Below are 22,744 nucleotides of genomic sequence, written 5' to 3'. Positions count from 1 at the left end.
GCGAGCGGCGGCGCGGCTATTCCATGCCGATCCGGATCGCCGCCGCCGCGACGAACGGCGCCCCTGCGACCAGCAGCAGGCTGACCGCTCCCAGCAGCTTCAGCCCGCCCGCGCCGCCGTCGATCGCGCCCGCGCCAAATATCAGCAACGGGATGGCGAGCGGCAGCAGCACCAGTCCCGCGATCGCGCCCGCGCCGCGCAGCCCGGCGGTGAGTGCGCCCGTCGCCACCGCCAGCGCGGCCAGCCCCGGCGTGCCGATCGCCAGCCCCGCCTCCACCAACAGCAGCGTTCGCGCGTCGACTCCCATCAACCCGGCCGCGATCAGCGCCGCCACCATCACCGGCGGCGCAAAGGCAAGCCAATGCCCGAGCATCTTCGCCGCCGCCGCCGCCGCCAGTGACTGGCCCCGCACCGCGAGCTGATCGAACACACCCGCTTCCAGATCCGGCCCGATCAATCGATCAACCGGCAGCAGCGCCGCCAGCAAGGCGGCCGCCCAGATCACCCCGCCGCCGATCCGCGCCAGCAAAGCGGCGTCAGGACCAATGGCGAAGGGAAAGAGGATCGCAACCAGCAGGAAAAAGCCGACCGTCATCGCCGCACCGCCCCCGGCATAGCCGCGCCGCGCCTCGCGCAATGCCAATGCGATCATGCCGCCATTTCCTGATGGGCCTGAAGGTCGAGCACGATTGCGCCCGGCACGTCGAGCGGCTGATGAGTGGCCACCATCACGATGCCGCCCTCTGCCCGATGCCGTGCCATCGCTTTTTCGAGCAGGTCGATAGAGGCGACATCCAGCCCGGTCGCCGGTTCATCGAGCAGCCAGATCGCCGCCCCCGCCGCGATCACCCGCGCCAGCGATGCCCGCCGCCGCTGGCCGGTCGACAGCATCCGCACCGGGACATCGGCCAGATCGCCCAGCGCGACCATGTCCAGCGCGCGCGCCATCCGGTCGGCGGGCGCGGGCAACGCATCCAGCCGCGCCCATAGCAGCAATGCCTCACCCAGCCGACGTTCGGGATCGAGCGCGCTTGCTTCCCCCAGCAGCGCCAGTCGGCCACGCGCCTCCACGGTTCCGGCAAACGGTGGCAGCAGGCCGGCCGCCAGCCGCAACAGGCTCGATTTGCCGCACCCGTTCGGCCCGGTCACCAGCGCCGCATCGCCCGCGCCCAACGTCAATGAAACGCCCGCGAACAGCAGCCGCCCACCCCGCCTGCAGGCGACATCATCCAGCGCGAGCGAGGCGCTCAATCGCTCACTGCGTCCTCGAGCGCGTGCATGTCATCGTCGCTGAGGCCGAAATGATGGCCGATCTCGTGAATGGTGACATGCGCCACCAGATCGTCCAGCCGCACCCCCGTTTCGCACCATTCCGCCAGGATCGCCTGACGATACAGATGGATGCGATCAGGCATCGCGCCGCTGTCGAACGCCGATTTCTCGCCCACCGGCCGGCCGTGATAGACGCCGCTCAGCTCGAGCGGATGCTCCAGGCCGAGGCTGGCGAGCGTTTCCTCATCCGCCTCCTCCTCGACCAGCAGCACCACATCGCCGAGATGCGCACGGAATGCGGGGGGCAGGCGATCGATCACACCAAGGGCGTGTCGTTCGATCGCTGCCAGCGAGGGCGGTTCGCCCGGAAGCTCTTGTCCGCTCATGCCTGTCGCCATAGGCGTTGCGCCTTGGACGCGACAAGCTTTGGGAGCGCAGCGATGGTCGATCAATTGAGCGAAGCCGAACGCGCAGAGGCGCTCGATGCCCTGGCCGACTGGGATTATGACGAGGGACGCGATGCGATCACCCGCTCAATCGTGTTCACCGACTTTGCCGAAGCGTTCGGGTTCATGACTCAGGTCGCGCTGATCGCGGAGCGGGCCGACCACCATCCTGAGTGGACCAACGTGTGGAATCGCGTCGAGATCACGCTGACAACGCATGACGCAGGCGGGCTGTCGGCGCGCGACATCGACCTGGCGACCGCAATCGACGCCATCCTGGACGGCTGATTGATGCCACTGGCGTGCGTCAGCGCAGCGGCGCCGACGTCACTGTCGGCTGCGCACGCCCAGCATTGCCAGCCCGCCGGCAAGCGTCAGCGCCGCCAGTACCAGCAGCACCGCGCTGAAATCACTCGGCGTCGCCAGCATCCAGGCGAGCAGCGGGCCAAGCAGCGCTGGCAGGGTATTGGTAAGGTTCAGCAGACCCAGGTCGCGCCCGCGATGCGCCGGGCTGGGCAGCAATTGCATGGCGAAGGCCGCGTGCAGCGCCAGGAATACCGCAGAGCCGATCGCATAAGCGACAAAGGCACCCGCCGCCCAGCGCCAGTCGGGCGCCATCGCCATGCCGGCCAGCCCGACTGCTGCCACCACCGCGCCGCCAATCAGCGCAGGCTTGCGCCGCGCCGATCGGTCCGAGGCGCGCCCGGCGATCAGCGCGATGGGCAGTGACAAGACGAAGCCGACCGTCAGCAGCTGCCCCACCCGCGGCGCCAGCGCGGCGGCCGACGCACTCGGCACGATGCTCTGAAAATAATAGAGCAGGTACAGCGACAGCGCATTGCCGGCGACCTGCACCAGCAATCGCGCGGCAAAGGAGATGACGATGTCCTGCCGCCGCATCGCTACCTCGCCCGCGGGCGGCGCCGACGACGCGGCCCGCCGCGCACGGATCAGCAACAGCGGCGTCACCGTTGCCCAGGTGATCGCCGCGACCATCGCCAGCCGCATTCCCTCGCTCGCCCACGCGAGGCCGACCAGCATGGCGGACACGGCCGATGCGATTGGCACCGCGGCCGCGAGCAGGCCGCCGGTCACGCCTTTTTGGCCGTCCGGCACCTCGTCCGCCATGATCGCCAGCATCGGTCCGAGCAGCGCGTTGACTGACGCCTGGAACACCGCAACCGCCGCCATGATCGCCCATGGCGTCTGGGCGAAGGTGATGCCGGCGAAGGAGACGGCGGTGGCGACCAGTCCGAATGCGATCCAGCGTCGCCGCCCGCCGCCGCGCACAACCGATCGATCGCTCAGCCATCCGAACAGGATGTTTGAACCGCTCGCCACCAAGGCGCCGACGATGACGATCGCACTGAACAGTCCGATCCGTGCGTCGCCGGCGATCTGCTCGATCTTCAGCGGCAGCAGCAGTGCCAGCAGCGGTTGATAGGCGATGACACCGCCCGCATTCGCGAGCGCAAAAAGCAGCAGGAAGCCAGCCGATCGCCGATCGCCGGGTGCAAAGAGGCGCGTATCAACCATCAGATCCGCACGATCGTGCACCACCCCAAAAAACCCGAAAAATTGCGCACAACATGGCGCGACTGGAATACAACGCCGTTCATTTTAAGCACGATCGCACACAAACAAGCCTTGCAGTGCGCGCGGAACGGGCCATTTAGCGTTCAATCATGACATTTGACACTCTTCCCGCGCCGCTTGCTGGCGCGTTAGCCGAACGCGGCTATCAGGCGCCTACCCCAGTTCAGGCCGCCGTAATCGAACCCGAGGCCGCCGGACGCGACCTCATCGTTTCCGCCCGGACCGGTTCCGGCAAGACCGTCGCCTTCGGCATGGCGATGGCATCCGAGCTGCTGGGCGAGGACGATCGCATCATCCCGTCGCGCGAACCGCATGCGCTGGTCATCGCGCCGACTCGCGAACTGGCGCTTCAGGTCAGCCGCGAACTGATCTGGCTTTACGGCCCCACGGGCGCGCGCATCGTCACCTGCGTTGGCGGCATGGATGCTTCCAAGGAGCGTCGTAACCTCAACCACGGCGCGCACATCGTCGTCGGGACTCCGGGCCGCCTGCGCGACCATCTGGAGCGCGGCGCGCTGGAACTTTCAGCGCTGAAGGTCGCGGTGCTCGACGAAGCGGACGAGATGCTCGACATGGGCTTCCGCGAGGATCTGGAGGAGATTCTCGATGCGACGCCCGATACCCGCCGCACGTTGCTGTTCTCGGCGACGATGCCAAAGCCCATCGTTCAGCTGGCCAAGCGCTACCAGAAGGACGCGCTGCGCATCTCCACGGTCGAGGAAGATCGCGGCCATGGCGACATCAGCTACCAGGCTGTCGCCGTCAGCCCGTCTGACATCGAACATGCGGTGATCAACCTGCTCCGCCTGTACGAAGCGGAGACGGCGATGCTGTTCTGCGCCACGCGTGACAATGTCCGCCACCTTCACGCCAGCCTGGTCGAGCGTGGCTTCGCCGCCGTCGCCCTGTCAGGTGAGCACAGCCAGAACGAGCGTAACGCTGCGCTTCAGGCGCTGCGCGATCGCCGCGCCCGCGTCTGCGTCGCGACCGACGTCGCCGCGCGGGGCATCGATCTGCCGAGCCTCAGCCTCGTCATCCACGTCGAGCTGCCGCGCGATGGGGAGACGCTTCAGCACCGGTCCGGCCGTACCGGGCGCGCGGGCAAGAAGGGCACCGCCGTCCTCATCGTACCGTACCAGCGCCGCCGCTGGGCCGAATCGATGCTGCGCAACGCGCGCATCCCGGTCGAGTGGGTCGAGGCGCCGACACCCGAGGACGTGCGCGCCAAGGATCGCGACCGGTTGCTCGAACAGTTGCTCGCCCCGATCGAGGTGGATGAGGAAGACGCCGCGCTCGCCGAGCAGGTGATGGCGCAGAAGACGCCGGCCGATATCGCCGCCGCGCTGGTGCGCGCTTATCGCGCCGCCATGCCGCAGCCCGAGGAACTGGTCGCCGCCACGCCGGAAGCACACCGCGCAGCGCAGCGCGAGAAGCATCGCCCCGGCTTCGACGATGTGGTGTGGTTCCGCATGAACCTCGGCCGCCGGCAGAATGCCGATCCGCGCTGGGTGCTGCCGCTCATCTGCCGCCGCGGCAATCTGACCCGCAACGACGTCGGTGCGATCCGCATCGGTCCGAACGAAACATCGTTCCAGGTTCCACGTCAGCTGGCCAACAAGTTCATGGCTGCCGTCGCGAAGAGCGCGGGCGACGATGATGTGATGATCGAAGTGTCGGATCAGCCACCCGCACAGGGCCGCGCCCCGTCGGGGCCGCGCGCCTCCGGTCCGGCTCGCAGCGGCCCCGCCCGCAGCGGCCCGCCGCGCAGCGGTCCTCCCCGTGGCGGCCCGCGTCGCAGTCACGACCGGGGCTGATCGCCCCACTTTAATCGCATCGACTTAAATCTCATTGCGCGCAACTTCCGCGCGCATTACCCCCGGCGCAACGGCCACGAGCGCCGGGGGAGAGATCGATGCGCACCATCAAGTTACAGAAGCCCGGCGGGCTGGACCGCCTTCAGGTTGCCGAAAGCGAGCGGGTAGCGCCCGGCCGCGGCGAAATCGTCGTGCGCATCGGCGCCAGTTCGCTCAACTTCCACGATTACGCCGTCGTCACCGGGATGATCCCGACCCCCGAGGGTCGCATCCCGATGTCGGACGGTGCGGGTGAAGTGGTGGAGGTGGGCGAAGGCGTCACCGAATTTGCCGTGGGGGACAAGGTGGTCTCCACCTTCTTCCCGCACTGGATGGATGGCGAACCCGCACTGGAAGTGATGCTCGACGTGCCGGGCGACGGGGCGGACGGCTTCGCGCGCGAATTCGTTACTGCGCCGACCACTTCCTTCACCCGCGCGCCGAATGGCTTTTCGGATGCCGAATCCGCCACGCTGACCTGCGCCGGCCTCACCGCCTGGCGCGCGCTGGTGGTCAACGGTCAGATGAAGGCCGGCGACACGGTGCTGGTGCAGGGCACAGGCGGCGTCTCGATCTTCGCGCTTCAGTTCGCCAAGGCCGCCGGCGCAACGGTGATCGCCACCTCGTCCTCGGCCGAGAAGATGGAGCGGCTACGCAGCATGGGCGCCGATCACGTCATCAATTATCGCGAAGACGAGAAATGGGGCGAGACCGCGCGCCGGCTGACCGGCGGCCGCGGCGTTGACCATGTGGTCGAGATCGGCGGGTCCGGCACCATGCCGCAATCGATCGCGGCCACGCGCATCGGCGGCCATATCGCGCTGATCGGCGTTCTCGCCGGGATCGCCGGCAACGTGCCGACGATGTACGTGATGCAGGGCAATCAGCGGATCATCGGCCTCACGGTTGGCGCCCGCCGCCATCAGCAGGACATGGTGCGCGCGATCGAGGCGAATGGCATTCGCCCGATCATCGACCGCCATTTCCCGCTCGAACAGATCGCCGACGCCTTCCGCCACCAGGAATCGGGGAAGCATTTCGGCAAGATCGTCCTCGACATCTGACCCGCTGCGGTGCGCCCGGGCGATGTGGCCCGGGCGCACCTAAGCCATTGCACCCGGGCACCTTCGCGCATTAGGTGCGGCAATCTTATTGTCGTAATCCGGGGACATCATGAAATTCACGGCGGCTTCGCTCGTCTCTCTCGTCGCGCTTGTTGCGCACAGCGCCTCCGCCGAAACGCCGGCCGCCAAGCCCAAGTGGGATGTCAACGCGCCCGCCGGCGCCACCATCCGCGAGGTTCCCATCCGCACCACCGAGGGCAGCTGGATGGACGTGGACGTCAGCCCCGATGGCCGTACCCTCGCCTTCTCGCTGCTGGGCGACATCTATACCATGCCGATCGCCGGTGGCACGCCGACGCGGATCGCCGAAGGCCTCGCTTATGAGGTGCAGCCGCGCTTCTCCCCCGACGGCCGGCGCATCGCCTTCACCTCCGATCGGGGCGGCGGCGACAACATCTGGGTGATGAACACCGACGGCAGCGACAAGCGCCAGGTGACCAAGGAGGATTTCCGCCTCCTCAACCAGCCCAGCTGGAGCAAGGACGGCCGCTTCATCGTCGCCAAGAAGCATTTCACCACCGGCCGTTCGCTCGGCACCGGCGAGGTGTGGATGTACCACGTCTCCGGCGGCAGCGGCGTGTTGCTGGTCAAGCGCCCCAACGAAACCCACCAGAAGGAACTGGGCGAGCCGGTGTATGCGGCGGACGGCAAGTCGGTGTTCTACACCCGCAACGTCACGCCCGGCCCGATCTTTGAATACGCGCAGGATTCGAACACCAACCTGTTCGATATCGAGCGTTATGACCTCGACAGCGGCGAAGTGACCAAGGCGGTGACCGGCGCCGGTGGCGCGGTCCGTCCGACGCCGTCGCCCGATGGCAAGAAGATCGCCTTTGTCCGCCGCGAGGCAACCCGGTCCAAGCTGTACGTCAAGGATCTCGCCTCGGGTGAGGAGCGCAAGATCTACGACGATCTGGACCAGGATTCGCAGGAGACCTGGGCAGTCACCGGCGTCTACCCCAACATGGCATGGCTGCCCGACAATTCGGGCGTCGTGTTCTGGGCCAAGGGCAAGATCCGTCGCATCAATGCCGATGGCAGCAACGCGCGCGAGATCCCGTTCACCGTCAACGATACGCGCGGCATCCTCGATGCGCCGCATCCGCAGATCGCCGTCGCGCCGGATCGCTTCACTACCGCGATGCCGCGTTTCGCCAGCGTCTCGCCCGATGGCCGACAGGTGGTGTTCGAAACGCTCGGCAAATTGTGGGTGAAGCCGGTCGCAGGCGGTGCCGCTCGCCGGCTGACGCGTGACACGGACGCGTTCGAGCTGTTCCCCAGCTGGTCGCGTGACGGCAAGTCGCTGGTTTATGTCAGCTGGACCGATGATGGCCTCGGCCGGCTCCGCGTCATCGGTGCCAATGGCGGCACCGCGCGTGATGTGATCGGCCAGCCAGGCCATTACGCGCGACCGCGCTTCTCGCCCGATGGCAAGACGATCGTGTTTGAGCGCAGCGGCCATGGCGGGCTCACCAGCCCGAAATGGGCGCAGGATGCCGGCGTGTACCGCGTGGCGAGCACCGGCGGCGATGTCACGCGCGTGCTGCGCGGCGCCGCCTCGCCGCAGTTCGGTGCGGGCAACGACCGCATCTTCATGCTGGAGGATGAGCGCAAGGACGGAAAGTCGGTGCGCCAGCTCGTCAGCACTGACCTGTCGGGTCAGGACAAGCGCGTCCACGCCAATGGCGAACTGGCGACCGACTATATCGTGTCCCCGACCGGCGAATATGTCGCCTTCCGCCAGAATTACGCCGCTTATGTCGTGCCGCTGATGCCGGGCGGACAGACGGTCTCACTGTCGCCCGACAGCAAGACGCTGCCGGTGACGAAGGTCAGCGCCGGCGGCGCCGACTATATCAACTGGTCGACCGACGGCACGCAGCTGCACTGGAGCCTGGGACCGACGCTCTACACCGCGTCGACCGCCAGCCTGTTTCCCGCCGCGCCGCGCGCGGACGGAACGCCGGCCTTTACCCCGCCGACCAGCGGCATCAGCCTCGCGATGGAGCAGGCGGCGGCCAAGCCGACCGGCACCGTCGCGATCACCGGCGCGCGGCTCGTCACCATGGCCGGCGAGGATGGCGGCATCATCGACGATGGCGTGGTGGTGATCCGCGGCGACCGCATCGTCGCGGTCGGTCCGCGTGCCTCGACCGCGATCCCCGCCGGCGCAACCGCGATCGACGCGGCGGGCACGACGATCATCCCCGGACTGATCGATGCGCACGCACACGGGCCGGCCGGCACCGATGAACTGGTGCCGCAGCGCAACTGGTCGATGATGCAGAACCTGGCGCTTGGCACCACGACGCTGCACGATCCGTCGAACCGATCGAGTGAGATCTTCGCTGCCGCGGAAATGCAGCGTGCCGGCCTGATCCTCGCCCCGCGCATCTTCTCGACCGGCGAGATCGTCTATGGCGCAAAGGCCGCGGACGTGTACGCGCAGATCGACAGCCTCGACGATGCGCTGGCGCACGTCCGCCGGCTGAAGGCGCAGGGCGGCCACAGCGTGAAGAACTACAACCAGCCGCGCCGTGACCAGCGCCAGCAGGTGACCGAGGCGGGCCGGCGCGAGAACATGCAGGTCGTGGCGGAGGGCGGATCGCTCTTCGGCCTCGACATGACTCACATCGCCGACGGCAATTCGACGCTGGAGCACAATATCCCGCTCGAAACCTTCTACGATGACGTGCTGCAGTTCTTCTCGGCGTCGAAGACGAATTACACGCCGACGCTGGTGGTCAGCTACGGCGGGCTTGCCGGCGATCCTTATTGGCGCCAGGCGACCGACGTCTTCGCGCATCCGCTGCTGAAGGCACACACTCCGCCAACGCGATTGCTCGCCGACAACGCCCGCCGCATCAAGGCGCCGGACGATAACTTCGTCGACGACGACAATGCGCGTGAGGCGCACAGGCTCGCCAAGCGCGGCGTGCTCGTCTCGATCGGCGCGCACGGCCAGCAGGCCGGCATCGGCGCGCATTGGGAATTGTGGTCGTTCGTGCGCGGCGGGATGACCCCGCTGGAGGCGCTGCGCGCAGGCACGATCGTCTCTGCCCAGTCGCTTGGCATGGCGCGCGACATCGGCTCGCTGGAGGTGGGAAAACTCGCCGATCTGGTGGTGCTCGATGCCGATCCTACGGCCGACATCCGCAACAGCGACAAGGTCCGTCAGGTGATGCTGGGTGGGCGCCTGTACGATGCCGCGACGCTCAACGAGGTCGCGACCGGATCGGCCAAGCGCGGTCGCTATTTCTGGGAAAATGGCACCGCCGACTGAGCCGTCTTCCTTCCTAACATTCAGTTGCAACCTTGCGTTCGCCGCTTTCCGGCGGCGAACGACTGTCCCCAGGAGTAAGAACCATGGATCGTCGCACCTTCCTCGGCAGCACCGGCGCCGCCGCACTGGCGACTGCCGTTCCCGCCGCCGCGCAAAAGGCGACCGCGACGGCTGCCGCCGGCGCCAACGACCAGCAGCTGCGCACGCTGCTCGACCGTTTCTTCTATGAGCGGATCGGCGAGAACCCTGAGGGCGCCACCGCACTCGGCCTCGACACTGGCGAGCGCGCGGCGCTGAAGTCGCAGCTCAACGATGGCTCGGCCGCTGGCGCGCAGAAGGATCTTGCGCGGGCGAAGCGCGAGCTGGCCGCGCTGCGCAAGATCAACCCCGCCTCGCTCTCCCCCGCCGCCCGGCTCGATTATGAGGTCGTCTCCTACCAGCTCCAGCGCAGCGTCGCGGGTGGCGAGAAGTTCACCTACGGCGCCAGCATGGGCCGTTTCACGCCTTACGTCCTCACGCATCTGACCGGCGCCTATCGCGAGGTACCCGATTTCCTCGACGCGCAGCATCGCATCAAGGATGCTGCCGACGCCGACGCCTACGTCGCCCGCGTCGCTGCCTTCGCCACCGCGATCGACCAGGATACGGAGCGCCAGCGCGCGGATGCCGCGCGCGGCGTCTTCGCGCCCGATTACGTCCTCGATACCACGCTGAAGCTGATGGGCGGTTTGCGCGATCAGCCGGCGAGCGCCACCGTCCCGGTGACGGCACTGGCGGGCAAGCTGAAGGCCGCGAACCTCCCCGACGCGCGCGTCGCCGAAGCGACCAAGATCATGAACGAGCAGGTGTTCCCGGCGCTCGATCGTCAGCGCGCGCTGGTCACCGAGCTGCGCGGTCGTGCGGTCCATGATGCGGGCGCTTGGCGTCTGCCGGACGGCGAGGCTTATTACGCCGCCGCGGTCGAGGCCGCGACGACGGTCGCCATGTCCGGCGAGGAAGTCCATCGCCTCGGCCTCGCCCAGGTGGCGGAGATCAGCAACCGGATCGACGGCATCCTGAAGGCGCAGGGCATGACGCAGGGCAGCGTCGGCGAGCGGCTGGTCGCGCTCAACAAGCGCCCGGATCAGGTCTATCCCAACACCGATGCCGGCAAGGAGCAGCTGGTTGCGCAGCTCAGCGCGCAGGTCGTCGCGATGCAGAAGCGCCTGCCCGAGCAATTCTCCTTCATCCCCAAGGCGCCGGTCGAGGTTCGCCGCGTGCCCAAGTCGATCGAGGCGGGCGCGCCGGGCGGCTATTACCAGAACGCCTCGCTCGATGGCTCGCGCCCGGGCATCTATTACATCAACCTGCGCGACAGCTTCGATCGCCCGAAGTTCGGCCTCGCCACCTTGTCCTATCACGAGGCAGTCCCGGGCCATCACCTGCAGGTGATGACTGCGCTCGAATCGCAGGACATCCCGCTCATCCGCCGCCGCGGCGGGTTCAGCGGCTATACCGAAGGGTGGGCGCTTTATACCGAACAGCTCGCGGATGAGATGGGCATGTACGAGGGCGATCCGCTCGGCCAGGTCGGGTATCTCCAGTCGCTGCTGTTCCGTGCGACGCGGCTGGTCGTGGACTCGGGCATGCACCACAAGCGCTGGAGCCGCGAGAAGGCGACCGATTACTTCATCGCCACCACCGGCATCGCGCGCGGCCGCAGCCAGAATGAGATCGATCGCTACACCGTCTGGCCGGGCCAGGCGTGCAGCTACAAGATCGGCCACACCGTCTGGGTGCGCCTGCGCGACGCGGTGAAGCAGAAGCAGGGCGCCGCCTTCGACCCGCGCAAATTCCACGCGGTGCTGCTCGACGGCGCGATGCCGCTGACCATCCTGGAACGCATGGTGACGGAGCGGATGCTGAAGGCGTAACGCCGCCACCTCTTTCCGCCATCTGTGCCACCATCTGCGCCACCATCGCGAGGGAGGCAGGATCCAGTCGATCCTGCACCTTTGCGGCGGTGGCGTTTGTGTTAGGGCTCGACGCAAAATACGGGAGAGGCACCAATGCAGACCTATGACGACGTCGTGAACGGCCGCCGCAGCATCCGCGGGTTCAAGCCCGATCCCGTCCCCCGCGCACTGATCGAGGAAGTGCTGGCGCTCGCGATGCGCTCGCCCTCTTCGCTCAATACGCAGCCGTGGAACTTCACCGTCCTCACCGGCGAGCCGCTCGACCGCATTCGCCAGGGCAATACCGAGCGCAACCTCGCCGGTGTGCCCCATTCGCGCGAATTCCGGCTGGGCGACGACTATGGCGGCGTCCACCGCGAGCGGCAGATCGAGATCGCCAAGCAATTGTTCGGTGCGATGGACATCGCGCGTGAGGACAAGGCGAAGCGGCATGACTGGGTGCTGCGCGGCTTCCGCCAGTTCGATGCGCCCGTGTCGATCGTCGTCACTTATGATCGCGTGCTGCTGGGCAGCGACATTGCACCGTTCGATTGCGGCGCCGTCACCACTGCGCTGGTCAACGCCGCCTGGTCGCGCGGGCTGGGCTGCGTCATCAACAGCCAGGGGATCATGCAATCGCCGGTGGTGCGCGAACATGCCGGCATCCCCGACGATCAGGTGATCCAGACCTGTGTCGCGATGGGGTGGCCCGATGACAGCTTCCCCGCCAACGGCGTCGTCTCGCACCGCAAATCGGTCAGCGAAGCGGCGCGCTTCGTCGGTTTCGCCGACTGACGCGCGCGCGCGGGCAGGCTGCGATCCGGAAAAAAGAAGAGCCTGCCGGCGTTCCGAACCGACGTGGAGTGCCGCGGTTCGGTGCCGACAGGCCCAGATGAACGGGCGGGAGCCCCTCCTCCCGCCGTCGTTCAGCGCGGAAAGCGCTTGTCCATCCAGCCCAGGATCGCGCGGTTCACCTCCTCGGGATATTCCTGCTGCGTCCAATGGCCGGATTTTTCGACCAGCACCTTGTCCAGATTGGGTACGTAGCGCTCCATCCCCTCGGCCATCGCCGGGCTCAGCACCACATCATTCTCCGCCATCACCATCAGCGACGGCACCTCGACCTTTTCGACGAGGTTCGCCGACGCCTGCCAGTTGCGGGTGAAATTGCGGTACCAGTTGATCCCGCCCGTGAAGCCGGTCGCGGCAAAGGTCTGTGCGAAGGCTGCGATCTCGTCATCGGTCAGGAATTGCTGATGGTCGGTCGCCGGGTCATAGAGCTTCAGCCCCTCGCCCAGTGCCAGCGTGCGCTGCTCGGCAGGCAGCTTCTCGTATTCCTTCAGCGTCAGCATCGGCTTGCGCATGAAATAGCGCATTGACCGTTCCGGATCGGCGCCCAGCGCAGCATCCGCCTCGCCCGGTTTCTGGAACCAGACGATGTACATGTCGTCGCCATAGACGTGGCGCATTGCGGCGATCGGATCGTTCTCACCGCGTGGCAGGAACGGCGTGTTGACCCCGATCACCCCCGCGCACCGCTCCGGAAAACGAAGCGCGAATTGCCACACGACCATCCCGCCCCAATCATGGCCGCAGGGAATCGCCTTTTCGATGCCCAGCGCATCCATCAATCCGGCGATGTCGCCAGTCAGGTGTTCCAGGTCGTAATCCTCGACCTTCTCCGGCCGGCTGGTCAGCCCATAGCCGCGCTGGTCCGGCGCGATCGCCCAGCGCCCCGCCTTCTCGAACGCGGCAAGCTGATGCCGCCAGGAAAAGGCCAGTTCGGGAAAGCCGTGGCAGAAGATGACGGGCACGCCCTCGCCCCGCGGCCCGACCTCATAATAGGCCATGCGGATGCCGTTGGTGTCGACATATTGCACCGGCGGCATCGCCTCGGCGAGCGCGCGCGGCGCTTCCATCGCATCGTTCATCGGGGCGCTCATGCGCGCAGCTCCGGCCGAACGACGACCTTGCACTGCTTCTCCGGGTCGGCGAGCGCGACAAAGGCGGCAGGCACGTCATCCAGCCCGACCTCGTCGGTGATCGCCGGCAGCACGTCGATCTTGCCGTCGGCGATATTGACCAGCGTCGCGGCGAATTCGCCCGCGGTGTAGCCAAGCACGAAGCGGAAATCGATTTGCTTGTTGATGCACAGGAACGGCTCGATCTTGTCGGTTTCCATGCACACGCCGGCGACGATCACCTGCGTCCCGACGGGCACCGATTCGATGATGTTCTGCAGCACGCCGGGGACGCCGACGCATTCGAAGACGATTGCCTTCTTGCCCGTCTGGCCGCTCATCATCGCGGCCATCCGCTCGGACGAGGTCCGGGGCACGCCCAGTTCGCTCCACTTGCTATGCGGCGATTCCTTCGCCGGATCGACGATGACGTCGGCGCCCATCTTTTCCGCCACCGCGCGCCGCGCGGGCGAGAAATCCGCTGCGACGACTGGTCCCAGCCCGCGCGATTTCAGCGCCGCGATCACCGCAAGGCCCACCGGGCCGCACCCGATGACCAGGTTCACCGTGTCAGGCCCCGCGGCCGACATCGCGACGGCATGTTCGCCAACCGCGAACGGCTCGGTCATCGCGGCCTGCACGTCGCTGAGCCCGTTAGGCACCTCGATCAGCATCGCCTCGCTCAGCACCATCTGCTCGCTGTAGCCACCGGGATAATTGTTCGAATAACCGATCGCCTCATAGCCCTGCGGCTTCATCGCGATCGGCATGGAAACGACACGAGTCCCCGCCTTCAGTGTCTTTGCCGATCCTGGCCCGTGATCGAGGATCTCGGCCGAGAATTCATGGCCGAAGATCATGTCCTTTGACGGGTCGGTGCGCGATTTCTCGCCGGTACGCTCGCCCAGTTCCAGCATGTTCTCGAACGAATGGACGGCGTGAAGGTCGGAACCGCAAATGCCGCAGGCCAGCGTCTTGACCAACACCTCGCCCTGGCCGGGTATCGGATCCGCTACCTCGCCGCACACCAACTGCTTGTTGCGTCTCACCACTGCGCGCATCGCAAGCCATCCCTCTCCTGTCGCCCGGCGTGGTCCGCCGGATCATCCCGCCATCGTGGCGCGGGGTGGCGTCCTGCGCAACCCCATAATCATAACATGTTTGTATTTCTTGCACGTGATCGGATTTTGCCGTATTTCGCCGTGATCAATGGTCGGAGGGATGAATGACTAGCGGTTCGGGCAGTGGATCGGGCGAACGGCAGGAGCAGGTCATCGTGGTCGGCGCCGGCATCGCAGGGCTGTGCACCGCGCTGCGGCTGGGCGGTGGCACCCGTCGTCTGACGCTGCTGGAGCGCGACGATGCGCCGCCCGAGGGTGGGCCGGACGTCGCCTTCGATCAATGGCAGCGCCGCGGCGTCGGCCAGCTGCGCCAGAGCCACGCCTTCCTCGCGCGCCTGCGCAACATCATCCGCGACGAACACCCTCAGCTGCTCGCCGATCTCTACGCCGCCGGCTGCCGCGACATCGCCTTTCCCGACATGCTGCCCCCGGCGCTGCGTGCGCGCTATGTCCCCGCGCCCGGCGACGAGGATCTGACGATCCTGACCAGCCGGCGCACGACGCTCGAACTCGTCATCCGCCGCTATGTGGAACAGCTCCCCGGCGTCGCGATCCGCAGCGGGGTAAAGGTGCGTGAGCTGATCCAGCAGCGCGACGAGCATGGCGTGATCCACGTCACCGGGGTGATCGCCGATACCGCCAACGGGCGGGAGGAAATCCACGCCGACGTGATCGTCGATGCCGGTGGAAAGGCCGCCAATCTGATCGAGCAATTGATCAAGGCCGGCGCACCGATCGGCGAAACCGCGGAAACCGCCGGCGTGCTTTATTTTACCCGCCACTATCGCCTGCACGACGGGCAGGAAGAGCCGCCACGTGGCGAAATCGCCGCCTCCGGCGATCTCGGTTATCTGAAATTCGGCGTGTTCCCGGCCGACAACCACCGTTTCTCGATCACCTTGTGCGTGCCGGAGATCGAACATGGCCTGCGCCGCGCGGTGATGGACGGCGACATGTTCCAGCGTATCTGCATGGCGATGCCCGGCATGGCGCCCTGGGTCGATCCGGCGAAATCCGAACCGGTCGGCAAGGTCATCGGCATGGGCGACCTGCACAGCCGCTGGCGCACCCTGGTGACGGACGGAAAGCCGGCCGTGCTCGGCTATTTCGCGATCGGCGACGCGCTGGTGCGCACCAACCCGCTTTACGGACGCGGCTGTTCGCTCGCGGCGGTCAGCGCCGGCGTGCTTCGCCGTGCACTCGATTCCAGCGCCGATCCGGCCGCCCGCACGCTTGTTTATGACGGCGGCATCCAGGCGGAGGTGAAGCCCTATTACGATCTGATGCTGAAGCAGGATCGCTCCGCCATTCGCCGCGCGCGCGCCACGCTGACACCGGGTCATCGCCCGCGCGTGAAGGCACGGCTCGCCAAGAGCTTCGTCGATGACGGCATCACGGTCGCTGCCCGGTCCGACATCAATCTGATGCGCGCGATGATGCGCGGCTTCCACATGCTCGAACATCCCGAGGCATGGCTGAAACGGCCGCAGAATCTCGGCAAGGTGCTGAGCTATTGGGCGCGCGGCCGCCGCCGCAACGCCGCCGCTTATGCCCCGACGCCGGGCCCGGATCGCCCCGAACTGATGGCGCGGCTGGGGCTTGATGCACAGGCGGACATGCTCGCCGCCTGACCAAGCAGGACAGGGGCAGGCGGCCGCGCCACCTGCCCCATTCCCGCTTATCCCGCCGTCGCGCCGATCGGGATCGGCGTCGCCGCCGCCACTTCGGCATCGATCGTGGCGAACAGCTTGCCCGCGGCCATCTCGTCGCGCGTCCGCTCCGGCTGCAACGTCGCCATATGGTCCAGCCGCACCAGTTCGCGCGGCACATACCAGTGCAATTTATCGCTGTGGTACGCCTCCCACACAGTCTCGGCCACTTCGCGCGGCGGAATGGCACGGAAGACGCCCGACTTGGGCGCACTCGCCGCCGCGCCCTGCGGCAGGATCGGCGTATCGATTAGCGCCGGCAACACGTCGGCCACGCGCACGCCATAGGGTTTCAGCTCGATCGCCAGCGCCTCGGTCAGTCCCTTCACCGCGTGCTTGGTCGCGGAATAGACCGCGATCATCGGCATGCCGTACGTGGCCGAGGAGGAGGATGTGGTGAAGCACATCGACCCCGGCGTCGCCTTCAGCAGCGGGATCGCCAAATGGATGCCGATCAGCACCCCGACGAAATTCACCTGCACCACCGCCAGCACATCGTCCCAGGGCTGGTCGGCGAACGGCCCGCCGCGCCCGATCCCGGCATTGTTGTAGAGCAGGTCGAGCTTGCCGCCGGTGCATTGCGCAAAGGCGTCGAGCGTCGCGCGATACGCCTCGCGATCGGTGACATCCAGCCGCTGGACGAAGCAATTCTCCGCGCCCAATTCGTCCTTCAGCCGCGCCAGCCCGTCGTCGTTGACGTCCACGCCGCCGACGAACCAGCCGTGGTTGGCAAACAGCCGCGCTGTTTCCAGCCCCATGCCCGACGCAGCACCGGTGATGAAGATCGCCTTGCGACCATTGGCGCGCGCGCCCTCGCTCGCGCCGCTCATTCCGCCGCCTCCGATTTCTTGTCGAGGCCCATCGCGACCAGGATTTCCGGCCGGATGTTCTCCGTGCCCTTCTTCTGGATATGGTCCGCCAGTCGGGCGCCGACTGCCGCCTGCGCCTCGCCGATGAAGCGCGGGCGGTTCGCAGCCGCCCAATCGATCGAAGCCTCGCGGTTCGCATTCACCCCGTTCACCGCCGGCATGACGTAACGCGCGATCAGCTCATAGGATTTCTTCTTGTTATCCCATTCGGCCCAATTGTGATCCATCATCAGGAACGCGCCGAACCCGCCCGATTGCTCGCGCAGCCGCTCGATCTGCTTGATCGCATCCTCGGGCGTGCCGATCACCGCCATGCCCGAATTGACCAGCGCGTCGACCGGGTCGCTGCCATCGGCTGGCGCAAGCGGCAACGCCGCCACCTCGCGAAAATAATACAGCCATTTGTCGAGGCCGAAGCGCACCTGCGCGCGCGCTTCCTCGCGCGTGGCGGCGACATGCATCGGCCCGACCAGCCGCCACTGGCTGCGGTCGACGCGCGTGCCGCTGTCGGCCGCCTGTTGCTCCGCGATCGCCCAGTTCGATGCCAGCGCGTTGAACCCGCCGCTCTGCGTCGCGCCGATCGACAGGAGGCCCAGGCCATGCCGCCCCGCCGCGGTCGCGCCCGATGGCGACACCTGGCTCGCCACGCTGATCTCCACCGACGGCCGGCTGTACGGCAGCATCTGCAACCGCGCCTCGTTCAGTTCGAACCAGTCGGTCTTCTTCGACACCTGCTCGCCGCGCAGCAGCGGCACCAGCACGTCGATCGCCTCGTCCATCCGGTCGCGCTGCTTGGCCACTGGAATGCCCATCATGAACGCGTCCGAAGGCAGCGCACCCGGCCCCACGCCGAACATCACCCGCCCGCGGGTGATATGGTCCAGCTGGTTGATCCGGTCCGCCAGCATCAGCGGATGATGGTACGGCAGCGAGGACACGCCGGTGCCCAACCGGATGTGGCGCGTCCGCTCCGCCAGCGTCGCAATGAACAGTTCGGGACTGGCGATCAGCTCGTAACCGGCGGAATGATGTTCGCCCAGCCACGCCTCGTCATAGCCGAGCTTATCCATGTGGACGACGAGATCCAGGTCGCGCTCCAGCGCCAGCGTCGGGTTCTCGTTCAACGGGTGAAAAGGCGCAATGAACGCCCCGAAGCGAATCTTGTCCGCCGCCATTTCTCTCTCTCCTCCTGCCCTGTTTGGCGCGGATGCTACGCCGCGCCACCAGCCGAGGCCATATGGATTCTGCAACATGTTATGATAATTTGCCGCGGCGCGGCGTTGCGGCTATTGGTTGCGGTGCCTAGGGTCACGCCATGCAGAGGAATTACGGATGAGCCGCCGCGAGGAGGCGAAGGCAGAACGCCGCCACCGCATCATCGCGGCCGCGCGTGATCTGATCAAGGAAACCGGCGATACCGGCCTGTCGATGCGCGCCATCGCGGCGCGCGCCGGCGTGTCGCTCACCACGCCCTACAATCTGTTCGGGTCGAAGCGCGCGATCGTCATCGCGCTGCTCGAGGACGTGCGCGAATTCCACGAACGTTTCTCGCAGGTGCGCAGCGCGGGCCCGGTCGACCGCATCTTCCAGGCGGTGTCGATCACCATCGCCTATCTCGCTGACGATCCCGATTTCTACCGTACGCTGTGGACCGAGGCGCTGCGCTTCGACAGCAAGGAATTGCGCGGCGAACTACAGTCGCCGCAACGCTACGGCTTCTGGTTCTCGCTGCTGAGCGAGGGCCGAAACGAGGGCGCGCTGCTCCCCGCGCTGGAGATTGATCCGCTGCTGCACGCGCTGGACGGCGTGTACGTCGCCGCCATGCTCGCCTGGGTGCTGGGCGCAATCGAGGTGCAGGAAATCGAGGCGCATGTCGGCTTCGGCTATGCGCTGGTGCTGCGCGGCGCCGCGACGCCCGAGTTCAGCGCGAAGATCGAGGAAAAGCTGATGGCCTATCAGCGCGATCTGATGAAACTGCGCCCGGCGGTCGCCGCCGCCTGAAACGTTCCGGCCGATAGCGTCGGGTGGCGCCACCCCGGCCGTTGCCGGGATGACGCCGCGCCGGGTCACGCCTTGATCGCGGCCAGTGCCTGCTCGAAATCGGCGATCAGATCGTCGGCATCCTCGACGCCGATCGAAATGCGCACCAGATTGTCGGTGATGCCCAGCGCCGCCTTGCGATCATCGGCCACCGACAGGTGGGTCATGCCGGCCGGGTGGCTCGCCAGCGTCTCGGTGCCGCCAAGGCTGACCGCCAGCTTGGCGATCTTCAGCGCATCGAGGAACGCGAACGCCTCGGTCTCGCCGCCCTTCAGGTACAGCGAGAAGGTCGAACCCGCACCGCTGCAATGGCGACGATAGATGTCCGCCTGGCGCTTGTCCTCGCCCCGCTCCAGGAAGCCGAGGTAGCCGACCTTTTCCACCTTGGGATGCGCGGCCAGGAATTCGCACACCTTGGCGGCATTCTCGCCCGCGCGGCTCATGCGCAGTTCCAGCGTTTCCAGCGACCGCAGCAGCATCCACGACGTGTTCGGGTCGCAGATCGTGCCGATCGTGTTGCGCATCAGCCGGATGGTGTTGATGTGCTCCTTCGATCCCAGCACGCCGCCCGCCACCAGGTCCGAGTGGCCGCCGGCATATTTGGTCAGCGAATAGACGACGATGTCGGCGCCCTGCTGCAACGGCTTGGCCCACAGCGGCCCAAGGAACGTGTTGTCGATCGCGATCGGCGGCTTGTTCTCGCCGGTGAAGATCGCGTCGCGGCTCGCCGCGACGGCCTCTACGTCGACCAACGCATTGGTCGGGTTGGCCGGGCTTTCGAGATAGATCAGCGCGACATTGCCGGTCGCCGCCTCGGTCAGCACCGCGTCGATCTCCTCGCGCGTCGCACCGGCTGGGAAGTCGAGCCACTTCACGCCGAACTTGCCCAGGATGCGCGCGATCAGTGTCTCGGTCGCGGCATAGAGCGGGCCCGAATGGACGATCGTGTCGCCCGGCTTCGTCATCGACAGGAACAGCGTGGCAATCGCGGACATGCCGCTGGAGAAGGTAAGCGCGTCCTCGGCATCTTCCCACACGCTCAGGCGGTCTTCCAGGATCTCCTGGTTCGGGCCGTTGAAACGCGAATAGACGAGGCCCTCCGCACCGCCTGGGCGCTTGCCCGTCACGCCTTCGAAATGGCGCTTGCCGGCAGCGGCGTTGGGGAAGACGAAGGTGGAGGTGAGGAAGATCGGCGGCTTCAGCGCACCTTCCGACAGCGCCGGATCATAGCCGTGGCCCATCATCAGCGTCGCCGGCTTCAGCTTGCGCCCGCCGATCTCTTCGACCGCCGGCTTGGGCGATACGCGGGGGGCGACGCCGGTCAGGTCGGCTTCGGTTTCCTTGGTCATTCGATAACTCCGGTCGGTGGCACGTTGATGGCCACCTTACCGTCTGCCTTACGGCCAGTGGCCATTCCCCGCCATCACTTGGCGACATACGGGGTGAAGGCTCCGATGACACAGCTGCCGGTGGGGAAGCGCGCGGTGCGATCCACCGTCTGCGCGATATCGCCGCGGCACAGCCGCGGCCCGAACTGGCGCGTCACCAGCACGTCGCCACGTGCCACGCCCTCGCAGCCGCCATTGGTGTCGCTGACGTAGATCCGGTTGCGCCCCTCACGATAGATCAGCTTGTCGCCGACCGCCCTGAGCGAGACGGTGCGGAACCGGGTATCGATGCAGTCGACGGGCGGCTGCGGGGTCAGCCGCGCGAGGTCACGTTCCAGCTGGGCACGGTCGCGCTCCTGCGGACTGGGCCGGTCGCTGCCCGTACCGGTGGCGCAGCCGCTGGCGGAAAGCGCAGCAGCACCGGTCACCGCGGCAAGCGCAAAGGATATCAGCACCTTGGCCATCGTCATCCCTCCATGCCCGCGCAGGCGGATCCTGTCGGGTCAACAACGCATCTAGCCGCGAAAACTATCCTTGGCCGCTCGTAGTTCACCCAGTTGGGCGGCGCTGCCGGCGCGAAGGAACGGATTGGTGGCCAGTTCCTCGCCAATCGTCGTCGGGATCGTCGCCTCGCCGGCGGCGCGCGCTTCATCGACGCGCACCATCCGCGCGCGGATCGCCTCATTGTCGGGCTCGGCGACCAGTGCGTAGCGCCCGTTCGACTGGGTATACTCATGCCCGCAATAGACGCGCGTTTCCGGCGGCAGCGTGGCGTAGCGCTGCATGTTGCCGAACATGTCGGCGGGCGTCCCCTCGAACAGCCGCCCGCATCCCATCGCAAACAGCGTGTCGCCAGTGAAGATCGCCGCATCGTCGGCAAAGTGGAACGCGACATGGCCCTGCGTATGCCCCGGCACCGTCGTCACCGTCGCGCGACGCGCGCCCAGCGACACCACATCACCCTCGCCCACGCCCTGATCGAGATGCCCGATCTTCTCGCGCTCCGCCTCCGGGCCGGTGATCCGCGCGCCGGTCGCGGCGACGATCGCACCATTGCCGCCGACATGATCGGGGTGCCAGTGCGTGTTCCAGATGTCGGTGATCGTCCAGCCCCGTGCCGCCGCCGCATCCAGCACCGGCTGCGCCTCGCCCGGATCGATCACCATCGTCGCGCGCGATGCGGGATCGTGGACCAGCCAGCTGTAATTGTCGCTCAGCACCGGCACGCGCACGATCTCCAGCGCGCCTGTCGCCGTGTCAGCCGGCGTCCTCTCCTGTGACAATGGCATCATAGCCCCTTTCATTAAATTCGATCAGGCAGAAACCGTGGCCGAACGGATCGGCAAAGCCGGCGATCCGGCCATAGGGTGCCGCACGCACCCCCGTCTCGTCCACCGCGCCGGCCGCGATCGCTGCCGCGCGCGCGGTGTCGAGATCGTCCACCGCGATATCGAGATGCACCGGCGTCCAGTGCCGGCGGTAATCGCGCCGCACGGGCGACGTGTCGCACGCGACGCTGCCATCGGCCTGTTCCAGAAGGTACAGCGGCGCTTCCAGCCCGAGCAGCTCGACCGCCGCGGCGCCGATCCGCCGCCCGACCCGAAGGCCGAGCGCGCGGCAGTAAAAGGTCTCCGCCCGCGCGAGATCGGGAACGTCGAGGTTCACGATCAGTCGCGCGGGCGCCGGCATCACCAGGTCCCGGTATTCGGCATCGACGCCCAGGGTTCCTGCGGCGGCTTCGGCCCGTTGAGCTGAAGCAGCTCGATCGAGATGCCGTCGGGCGTCTTCACGAACGCCATATACCCGTCCCTCGGAGGACGGTGGACGGTGTAGCCGGCGTCGAGCACCGCCTGGCACGTCGCGTAGATATCGTCGCAATCATAGGCGAGGTGCCCGAAATTGCGCCCGCCGGTATATTCCTCCGGCGCGCTGCCATCCTCTGGCGGCCAATTGTAGGTCAGCTCCACCTCGGCATGGGCGCGCTCGCCCGGCCCGCGCATATCGTCGGGCGTGGCGAGGAAGATCAGCGTGAACCGCCCCGCCTCGCTGTCCGTCCGGCGCACTTCCTTCAGGCCCAGCACCTCGAAGAACTTGATCGTCTCTTCCGGGTTCGTGACCCGGATCATGGTGTGCAGATAGCGCATCAAT

General features: G+C 66.9%; 21 protein-coding genes. 8 read left to right on the top strand and 13 right to left on the bottom strand.

The features are described from left to right. Positions 1 to 16: 16 nt before the first annotated feature. From K0S66_RS09085 to K0S66_RS09075, 3 genes are read right to left on the bottom strand one after another with little or no spacing between them, the layout of a single operon-like run. Complete coding sequence (locus K0S66_RS09085; RefSeq protein ID WP_301075027.1) at positions 17 to 652, bottom strand: heme exporter protein CcmB; 636 nt, start codon at positions 650 to 652, stop codon at positions 17 to 19. Next, positions 649 to 1,251, bottom strand: a complete 603-nt coding sequence (gene ccmA / locus K0S66_RS09080) for a heme ABC exporter ATP-binding protein CcmA (RefSeq protein ID WP_301075026.1) — start codon at positions 1,249 to 1,251, stop codon at positions 649 to 651. Before ccmA ends, K0S66_RS09085 begins: the two co-directional genes overlap by 4 nt. Beyond that, a complete protein-coding gene (locus K0S66_RS09075; RefSeq protein WP_301075025.1) occupies positions 1,248 to 1,670 on the bottom strand; it encodes a metallopeptidase family protein in 423 nt (140 codons plus the stop codon). Before K0S66_RS09075 ends, ccmA begins: the two co-directional genes overlap by 4 nt. A gap of 42 nt (positions 1,671 to 1,712) precedes the next feature. Between K0S66_RS09075 and K0S66_RS09070 the strand changes: the two genes are divergently transcribed. Then, positions 1,713 to 2,006: a 4a-hydroxytetrahydrobiopterin dehydratase gene (locus tag K0S66_RS09070; protein WP_301075024.1), complete on the top strand. Its 294-nt coding sequence runs from the start codon at positions 1,713 to 1,715 to the stop codon at positions 2,004 to 2,006. A gap of 39 nt (positions 2,007 to 2,045) precedes the next feature. Here K0S66_RS09070 and K0S66_RS09065 read toward each other — a convergent pair whose 3' ends face one another. Next, positions 2,046 to 3,254: an MFS transporter gene (locus K0S66_RS09065; RefSeq protein WP_301075023.1), complete on the bottom strand. Its 1,209-nt coding sequence runs from the start codon at positions 3,252 to 3,254 to the stop codon at positions 2,046 to 2,048. 149 nt (positions 3,255 to 3,403) lie between these two features. Between K0S66_RS09065 and K0S66_RS09060 the strand changes: the two genes are divergently transcribed. From K0S66_RS09060 to K0S66_RS09040, 5 genes are all read left to right on the top strand, one after another. Beyond that, a complete protein-coding gene (locus K0S66_RS09060; RefSeq protein WP_301075022.1) occupies positions 3,404 to 5,128 on the top strand; it encodes a DEAD/DEAH box helicase in 1,725 nt (574 codons plus the stop codon). A 98-nt stretch (positions 5,129 to 5,226) separates the two neighbouring features. Next, the gene (locus K0S66_RS09055) at positions 5,227 to 6,231 is read left to right on the top strand and encodes an NAD(P)-dependent alcohol dehydrogenase (protein ID WP_301075021.1); all 1,005 of its coding nucleotides are present in this window, start codon (positions 5,227 to 5,229) and stop codon (positions 6,229 to 6,231) included. A 109-nt stretch (positions 6,232 to 6,340) separates the two neighbouring features. After that, a complete protein-coding gene (locus K0S66_RS09050; RefSeq protein WP_301075020.1) occupies positions 6,341 to 9,574 on the top strand; it encodes an amidohydrolase family protein in 3,234 nt (1,077 codons plus the stop codon). Positions 9,575 to 9,657: 83 nt separating this feature from the next. Continuing rightward, the gene (locus K0S66_RS09045; protein ID WP_301075019.1) at positions 9,658 to 11,487 is read left to right on the top strand and encodes a DUF885 family protein; all 1,830 of its coding nucleotides are present in this window, start codon (positions 9,658 to 9,660) and stop codon (positions 11,485 to 11,487) included. A gap of 135 nt (positions 11,488 to 11,622) precedes the next feature. Beyond that, the gene (locus tag K0S66_RS09040; RefSeq protein ID WP_301075018.1) at positions 11,623 to 12,303 is read left to right on the top strand and encodes a nitroreductase; all 681 of its coding nucleotides are present in this window, start codon (positions 11,623 to 11,625) and stop codon (positions 12,301 to 12,303) included. Between the two features lie 131 nt (positions 12,304 to 12,434). On the opposite strand, the gene K0S66_RS09035 is transcribed toward K0S66_RS09040, so the two are convergent. Both K0S66_RS09035 and K0S66_RS09030 read right to left on the bottom strand, forming a co-directional pair. After that, complete coding sequence (locus K0S66_RS09035; RefSeq protein ID WP_301075017.1) at positions 12,435 to 13,451, bottom strand: alpha/beta hydrolase; 1,017 nt, start codon at positions 13,449 to 13,451, stop codon at positions 12,435 to 12,437. Beyond that, on the bottom strand, positions 13,448 to 14,530 hold the full coding sequence (locus K0S66_RS09030; protein WP_301075016.1) for a zinc-binding dehydrogenase: 1,083 nt from the start codon (positions 14,528 to 14,530) through the stop codon (positions 13,448 to 13,450). Before K0S66_RS09030 ends, K0S66_RS09035 begins: the two co-directional genes overlap by 4 nt. Before the next feature lie 164 nt (positions 14,531 to 14,694). On the opposite strand from K0S66_RS09030, the gene K0S66_RS09025 reads away from it, so the two are divergent. Next, complete coding sequence (locus K0S66_RS09025) at positions 14,695 to 16,221, top strand: hypothetical protein (RefSeq protein WP_301075015.1); 1,527 nt, start codon at positions 14,695 to 14,697, stop codon at positions 16,219 to 16,221. A 47-nt stretch (positions 16,222 to 16,268) separates the two neighbouring features. On the opposite strand, the gene K0S66_RS09020 is transcribed toward K0S66_RS09025, so the two are convergent. Together K0S66_RS09020 and K0S66_RS09015 are read right to left on the bottom strand one after the other, a co-directional pair. Next, on the bottom strand, positions 16,269 to 17,129 hold the full coding sequence (locus tag K0S66_RS09020; RefSeq protein ID WP_301075014.1) for an SDR family oxidoreductase: 861 nt from the start codon (positions 17,127 to 17,129) through the stop codon (positions 16,269 to 16,271). Beyond that, entirely contained in the window at positions 17,126 to 18,343 is a 1,218-nt protein-coding gene (locus tag K0S66_RS09015) for an LLM class flavin-dependent oxidoreductase (RefSeq protein WP_301075013.1), read from the bottom strand. Before K0S66_RS09015 ends, K0S66_RS09020 begins: the two co-directional genes overlap by 4 nt. A 157-nt stretch (positions 18,344 to 18,500) precedes the next feature. Here K0S66_RS09015 and K0S66_RS09010 point away from each other — a divergent pair, with 157 nt between their 5' ends. Beyond that, entirely contained in the window at positions 18,501 to 19,169 is a 669-nt protein-coding gene (locus tag K0S66_RS09010) for a TetR/AcrR family transcriptional regulator (protein WP_301075012.1), read from the top strand. Between the two features lie 65 nt (positions 19,170 to 19,234). On the opposite strand, the gene K0S66_RS09005 is transcribed toward K0S66_RS09010, so the two are convergent. The 5 genes from K0S66_RS09005 to K0S66_RS08985 all read right to left on the bottom strand — a co-directional run bounded on the left by K0S66_RS09005 (position 19,235) and on the right by K0S66_RS08985 (position 22,743). Next, positions 19,235 to 20,557, bottom strand: a complete 1,323-nt coding sequence (locus K0S66_RS09005; protein WP_301075011.1) for a cystathionine gamma-synthase family protein — start codon at positions 20,555 to 20,557, stop codon at positions 19,235 to 19,237. A gap of 74 nt (positions 20,558 to 20,631) precedes the next feature. Beyond that, positions 20,632 to 21,060 carry a hypothetical protein gene (locus tag K0S66_RS09000; RefSeq protein WP_301075010.1) on the bottom strand — a complete coding sequence of 143 codons (429 nt, stop codon included), beginning with the start codon at positions 21,058 to 21,060 and terminating at the stop codon, positions 20,632 to 20,634. 51 nt (positions 21,061 to 21,111) lie between these two features. Continuing rightward, on the bottom strand, positions 21,112 to 21,888 hold the full coding sequence (gene gloB / locus K0S66_RS08995) for a hydroxyacylglutathione hydrolase (protein WP_301075009.1): 777 nt from the start codon (positions 21,886 to 21,888) through the stop codon (positions 21,112 to 21,114). Beyond that, complete coding sequence (locus tag K0S66_RS08990; RefSeq protein ID WP_301075110.1) at positions 21,854 to 22,285, bottom strand: VOC family protein; 432 nt, start codon at positions 22,283 to 22,285, stop codon at positions 21,854 to 21,856. The genes gloB and K0S66_RS08990 overlap by 35 nt, the downstream gene beginning before the upstream one ends. Next, positions 22,285 to 22,743: a VOC family protein gene (locus K0S66_RS08985; RefSeq protein WP_301075008.1), complete on the bottom strand. Its 459-nt coding sequence runs from the start codon at positions 22,741 to 22,743 to the stop codon at positions 22,285 to 22,287. Before K0S66_RS08985 ends, K0S66_RS08990 begins: the two co-directional genes overlap by 1 nt. Position 22,744 lies beyond the last annotated feature (1 nt).

It is taken from the genome of Sphingomonas sp., from assembly GCF_029239295.1.
Taxonomy (GTDB): domain Bacteria; phylum Pseudomonadota; class Alphaproteobacteria; order Sphingomonadales; family Sphingomonadaceae; genus Sphingomonas.
This window is presented reverse-complemented; position numbering and strand designations above follow the sequence as displayed.

Bases quoted from the DNA above. Each gene is read 5' to 3' on its own strand.
- K0S66_RS09085 (WP_301075027.1), bottom strand. From the start codon at position 652: ATGATCGCATTGGCATTGCGCGAGGCGCGGCGCGGCTATGCCGGGGGC.
- K0S66_RS09075 (WP_301075025.1), bottom strand. From the start codon at position 1,670: ATGGCGACAGGCATGAGCGGACAAGAGCTTCCGGGCGAACCGCCCTCG.
- K0S66_RS09070 (WP_301075024.1), top strand. From the start codon at position 1,713: ATGGTCGATCAATTGAGCGAAGCCGAACGCGCAGAGGCGCTCGATGCC.
- K0S66_RS09065 (WP_301075023.1), bottom strand. From the start codon at position 3,254: ATGGTTGATACGCGCCTCTTTGCACCCGGCGATCGGCGATCGGCTGGC.
- K0S66_RS09060 (WP_301075022.1), top strand. From the start codon at position 3,404: ATGACATTTGACACTCTTCCCGCGCCGCTTGCTGGCGCGTTAGCCGAA.
- K0S66_RS09055 (WP_301075021.1), top strand. From the start codon at position 5,227: ATGCGCACCATCAAGTTACAGAAGCCCGGCGGGCTGGACCGCCTTCAG.
- K0S66_RS09050 (WP_301075020.1), top strand. From the start codon at position 6,341: ATGAAATTCACGGCGGCTTCGCTCGTCTCTCTCGTCGCGCTTGTTGCG.
- K0S66_RS09045 (WP_301075019.1), top strand. From the start codon at position 9,658: ATGGATCGTCGCACCTTCCTCGGCAGCACCGGCGCCGCCGCACTGGCG.
- K0S66_RS09040 (WP_301075018.1), top strand. From the start codon at position 11,623: ATGCAGACCTATGACGACGTCGTGAACGGCCGCCGCAGCATCCGCGGG.
- K0S66_RS09035 (WP_301075017.1), bottom strand. From the start codon at position 13,451: ATGAGCGCCCCGATGAACGATGCGATGGAAGCGCCGCGCGCGCTCGCC.
- K0S66_RS09030 (WP_301075016.1), bottom strand. From the start codon at position 14,530: ATGCGCGCAGTGGTGAGACGCAACAAGCAGTTGGTGTGCGGCGAGGTA.
- K0S66_RS09025 (WP_301075015.1), top strand. From the start codon at position 14,695: ATGACTAGCGGTTCGGGCAGTGGATCGGGCGAACGGCAGGAGCAGGTC.
- K0S66_RS09020 (WP_301075014.1), bottom strand. From the start codon at position 17,129: ATGAGCGGCGCGAGCGAGGGCGCGCGCGCCAATGGTCGCAAGGCGATC.
- K0S66_RS09015 (WP_301075013.1), bottom strand. From the start codon at position 18,343: ATGGCGGCGGACAAGATTCGCTTCGGGGCGTTCATTGCGCCTTTTCAC.
- K0S66_RS09010 (WP_301075012.1), top strand. From the start codon at position 18,501: ATGAGCCGCCGCGAGGAGGCGAAGGCAGAACGCCGCCACCGCATCATC.
- K0S66_RS09005 (WP_301075011.1), bottom strand. From the start codon at position 20,557: ATGACCAAGGAAACCGAAGCCGACCTGACCGGCGTCGCCCCCCGCGTA.
- K0S66_RS09000 (WP_301075010.1), bottom strand. From the start codon at position 21,060: ATGGCCAAGGTGCTGATATCCTTTGCGCTTGCCGCGGTGACCGGTGCT.
- gloB (WP_301075009.1), bottom strand. From the start codon at position 21,888: ATGATGCCATTGTCACAGGAGAGGACGCCGGCTGACACGGCGACAGGC.
- K0S66_RS08990 (WP_301075110.1), bottom strand. From the start codon at position 22,285: ATGCCGGCGCCCGCGCGACTGATCGTGAACCTCGACGTTCCCGATCTC.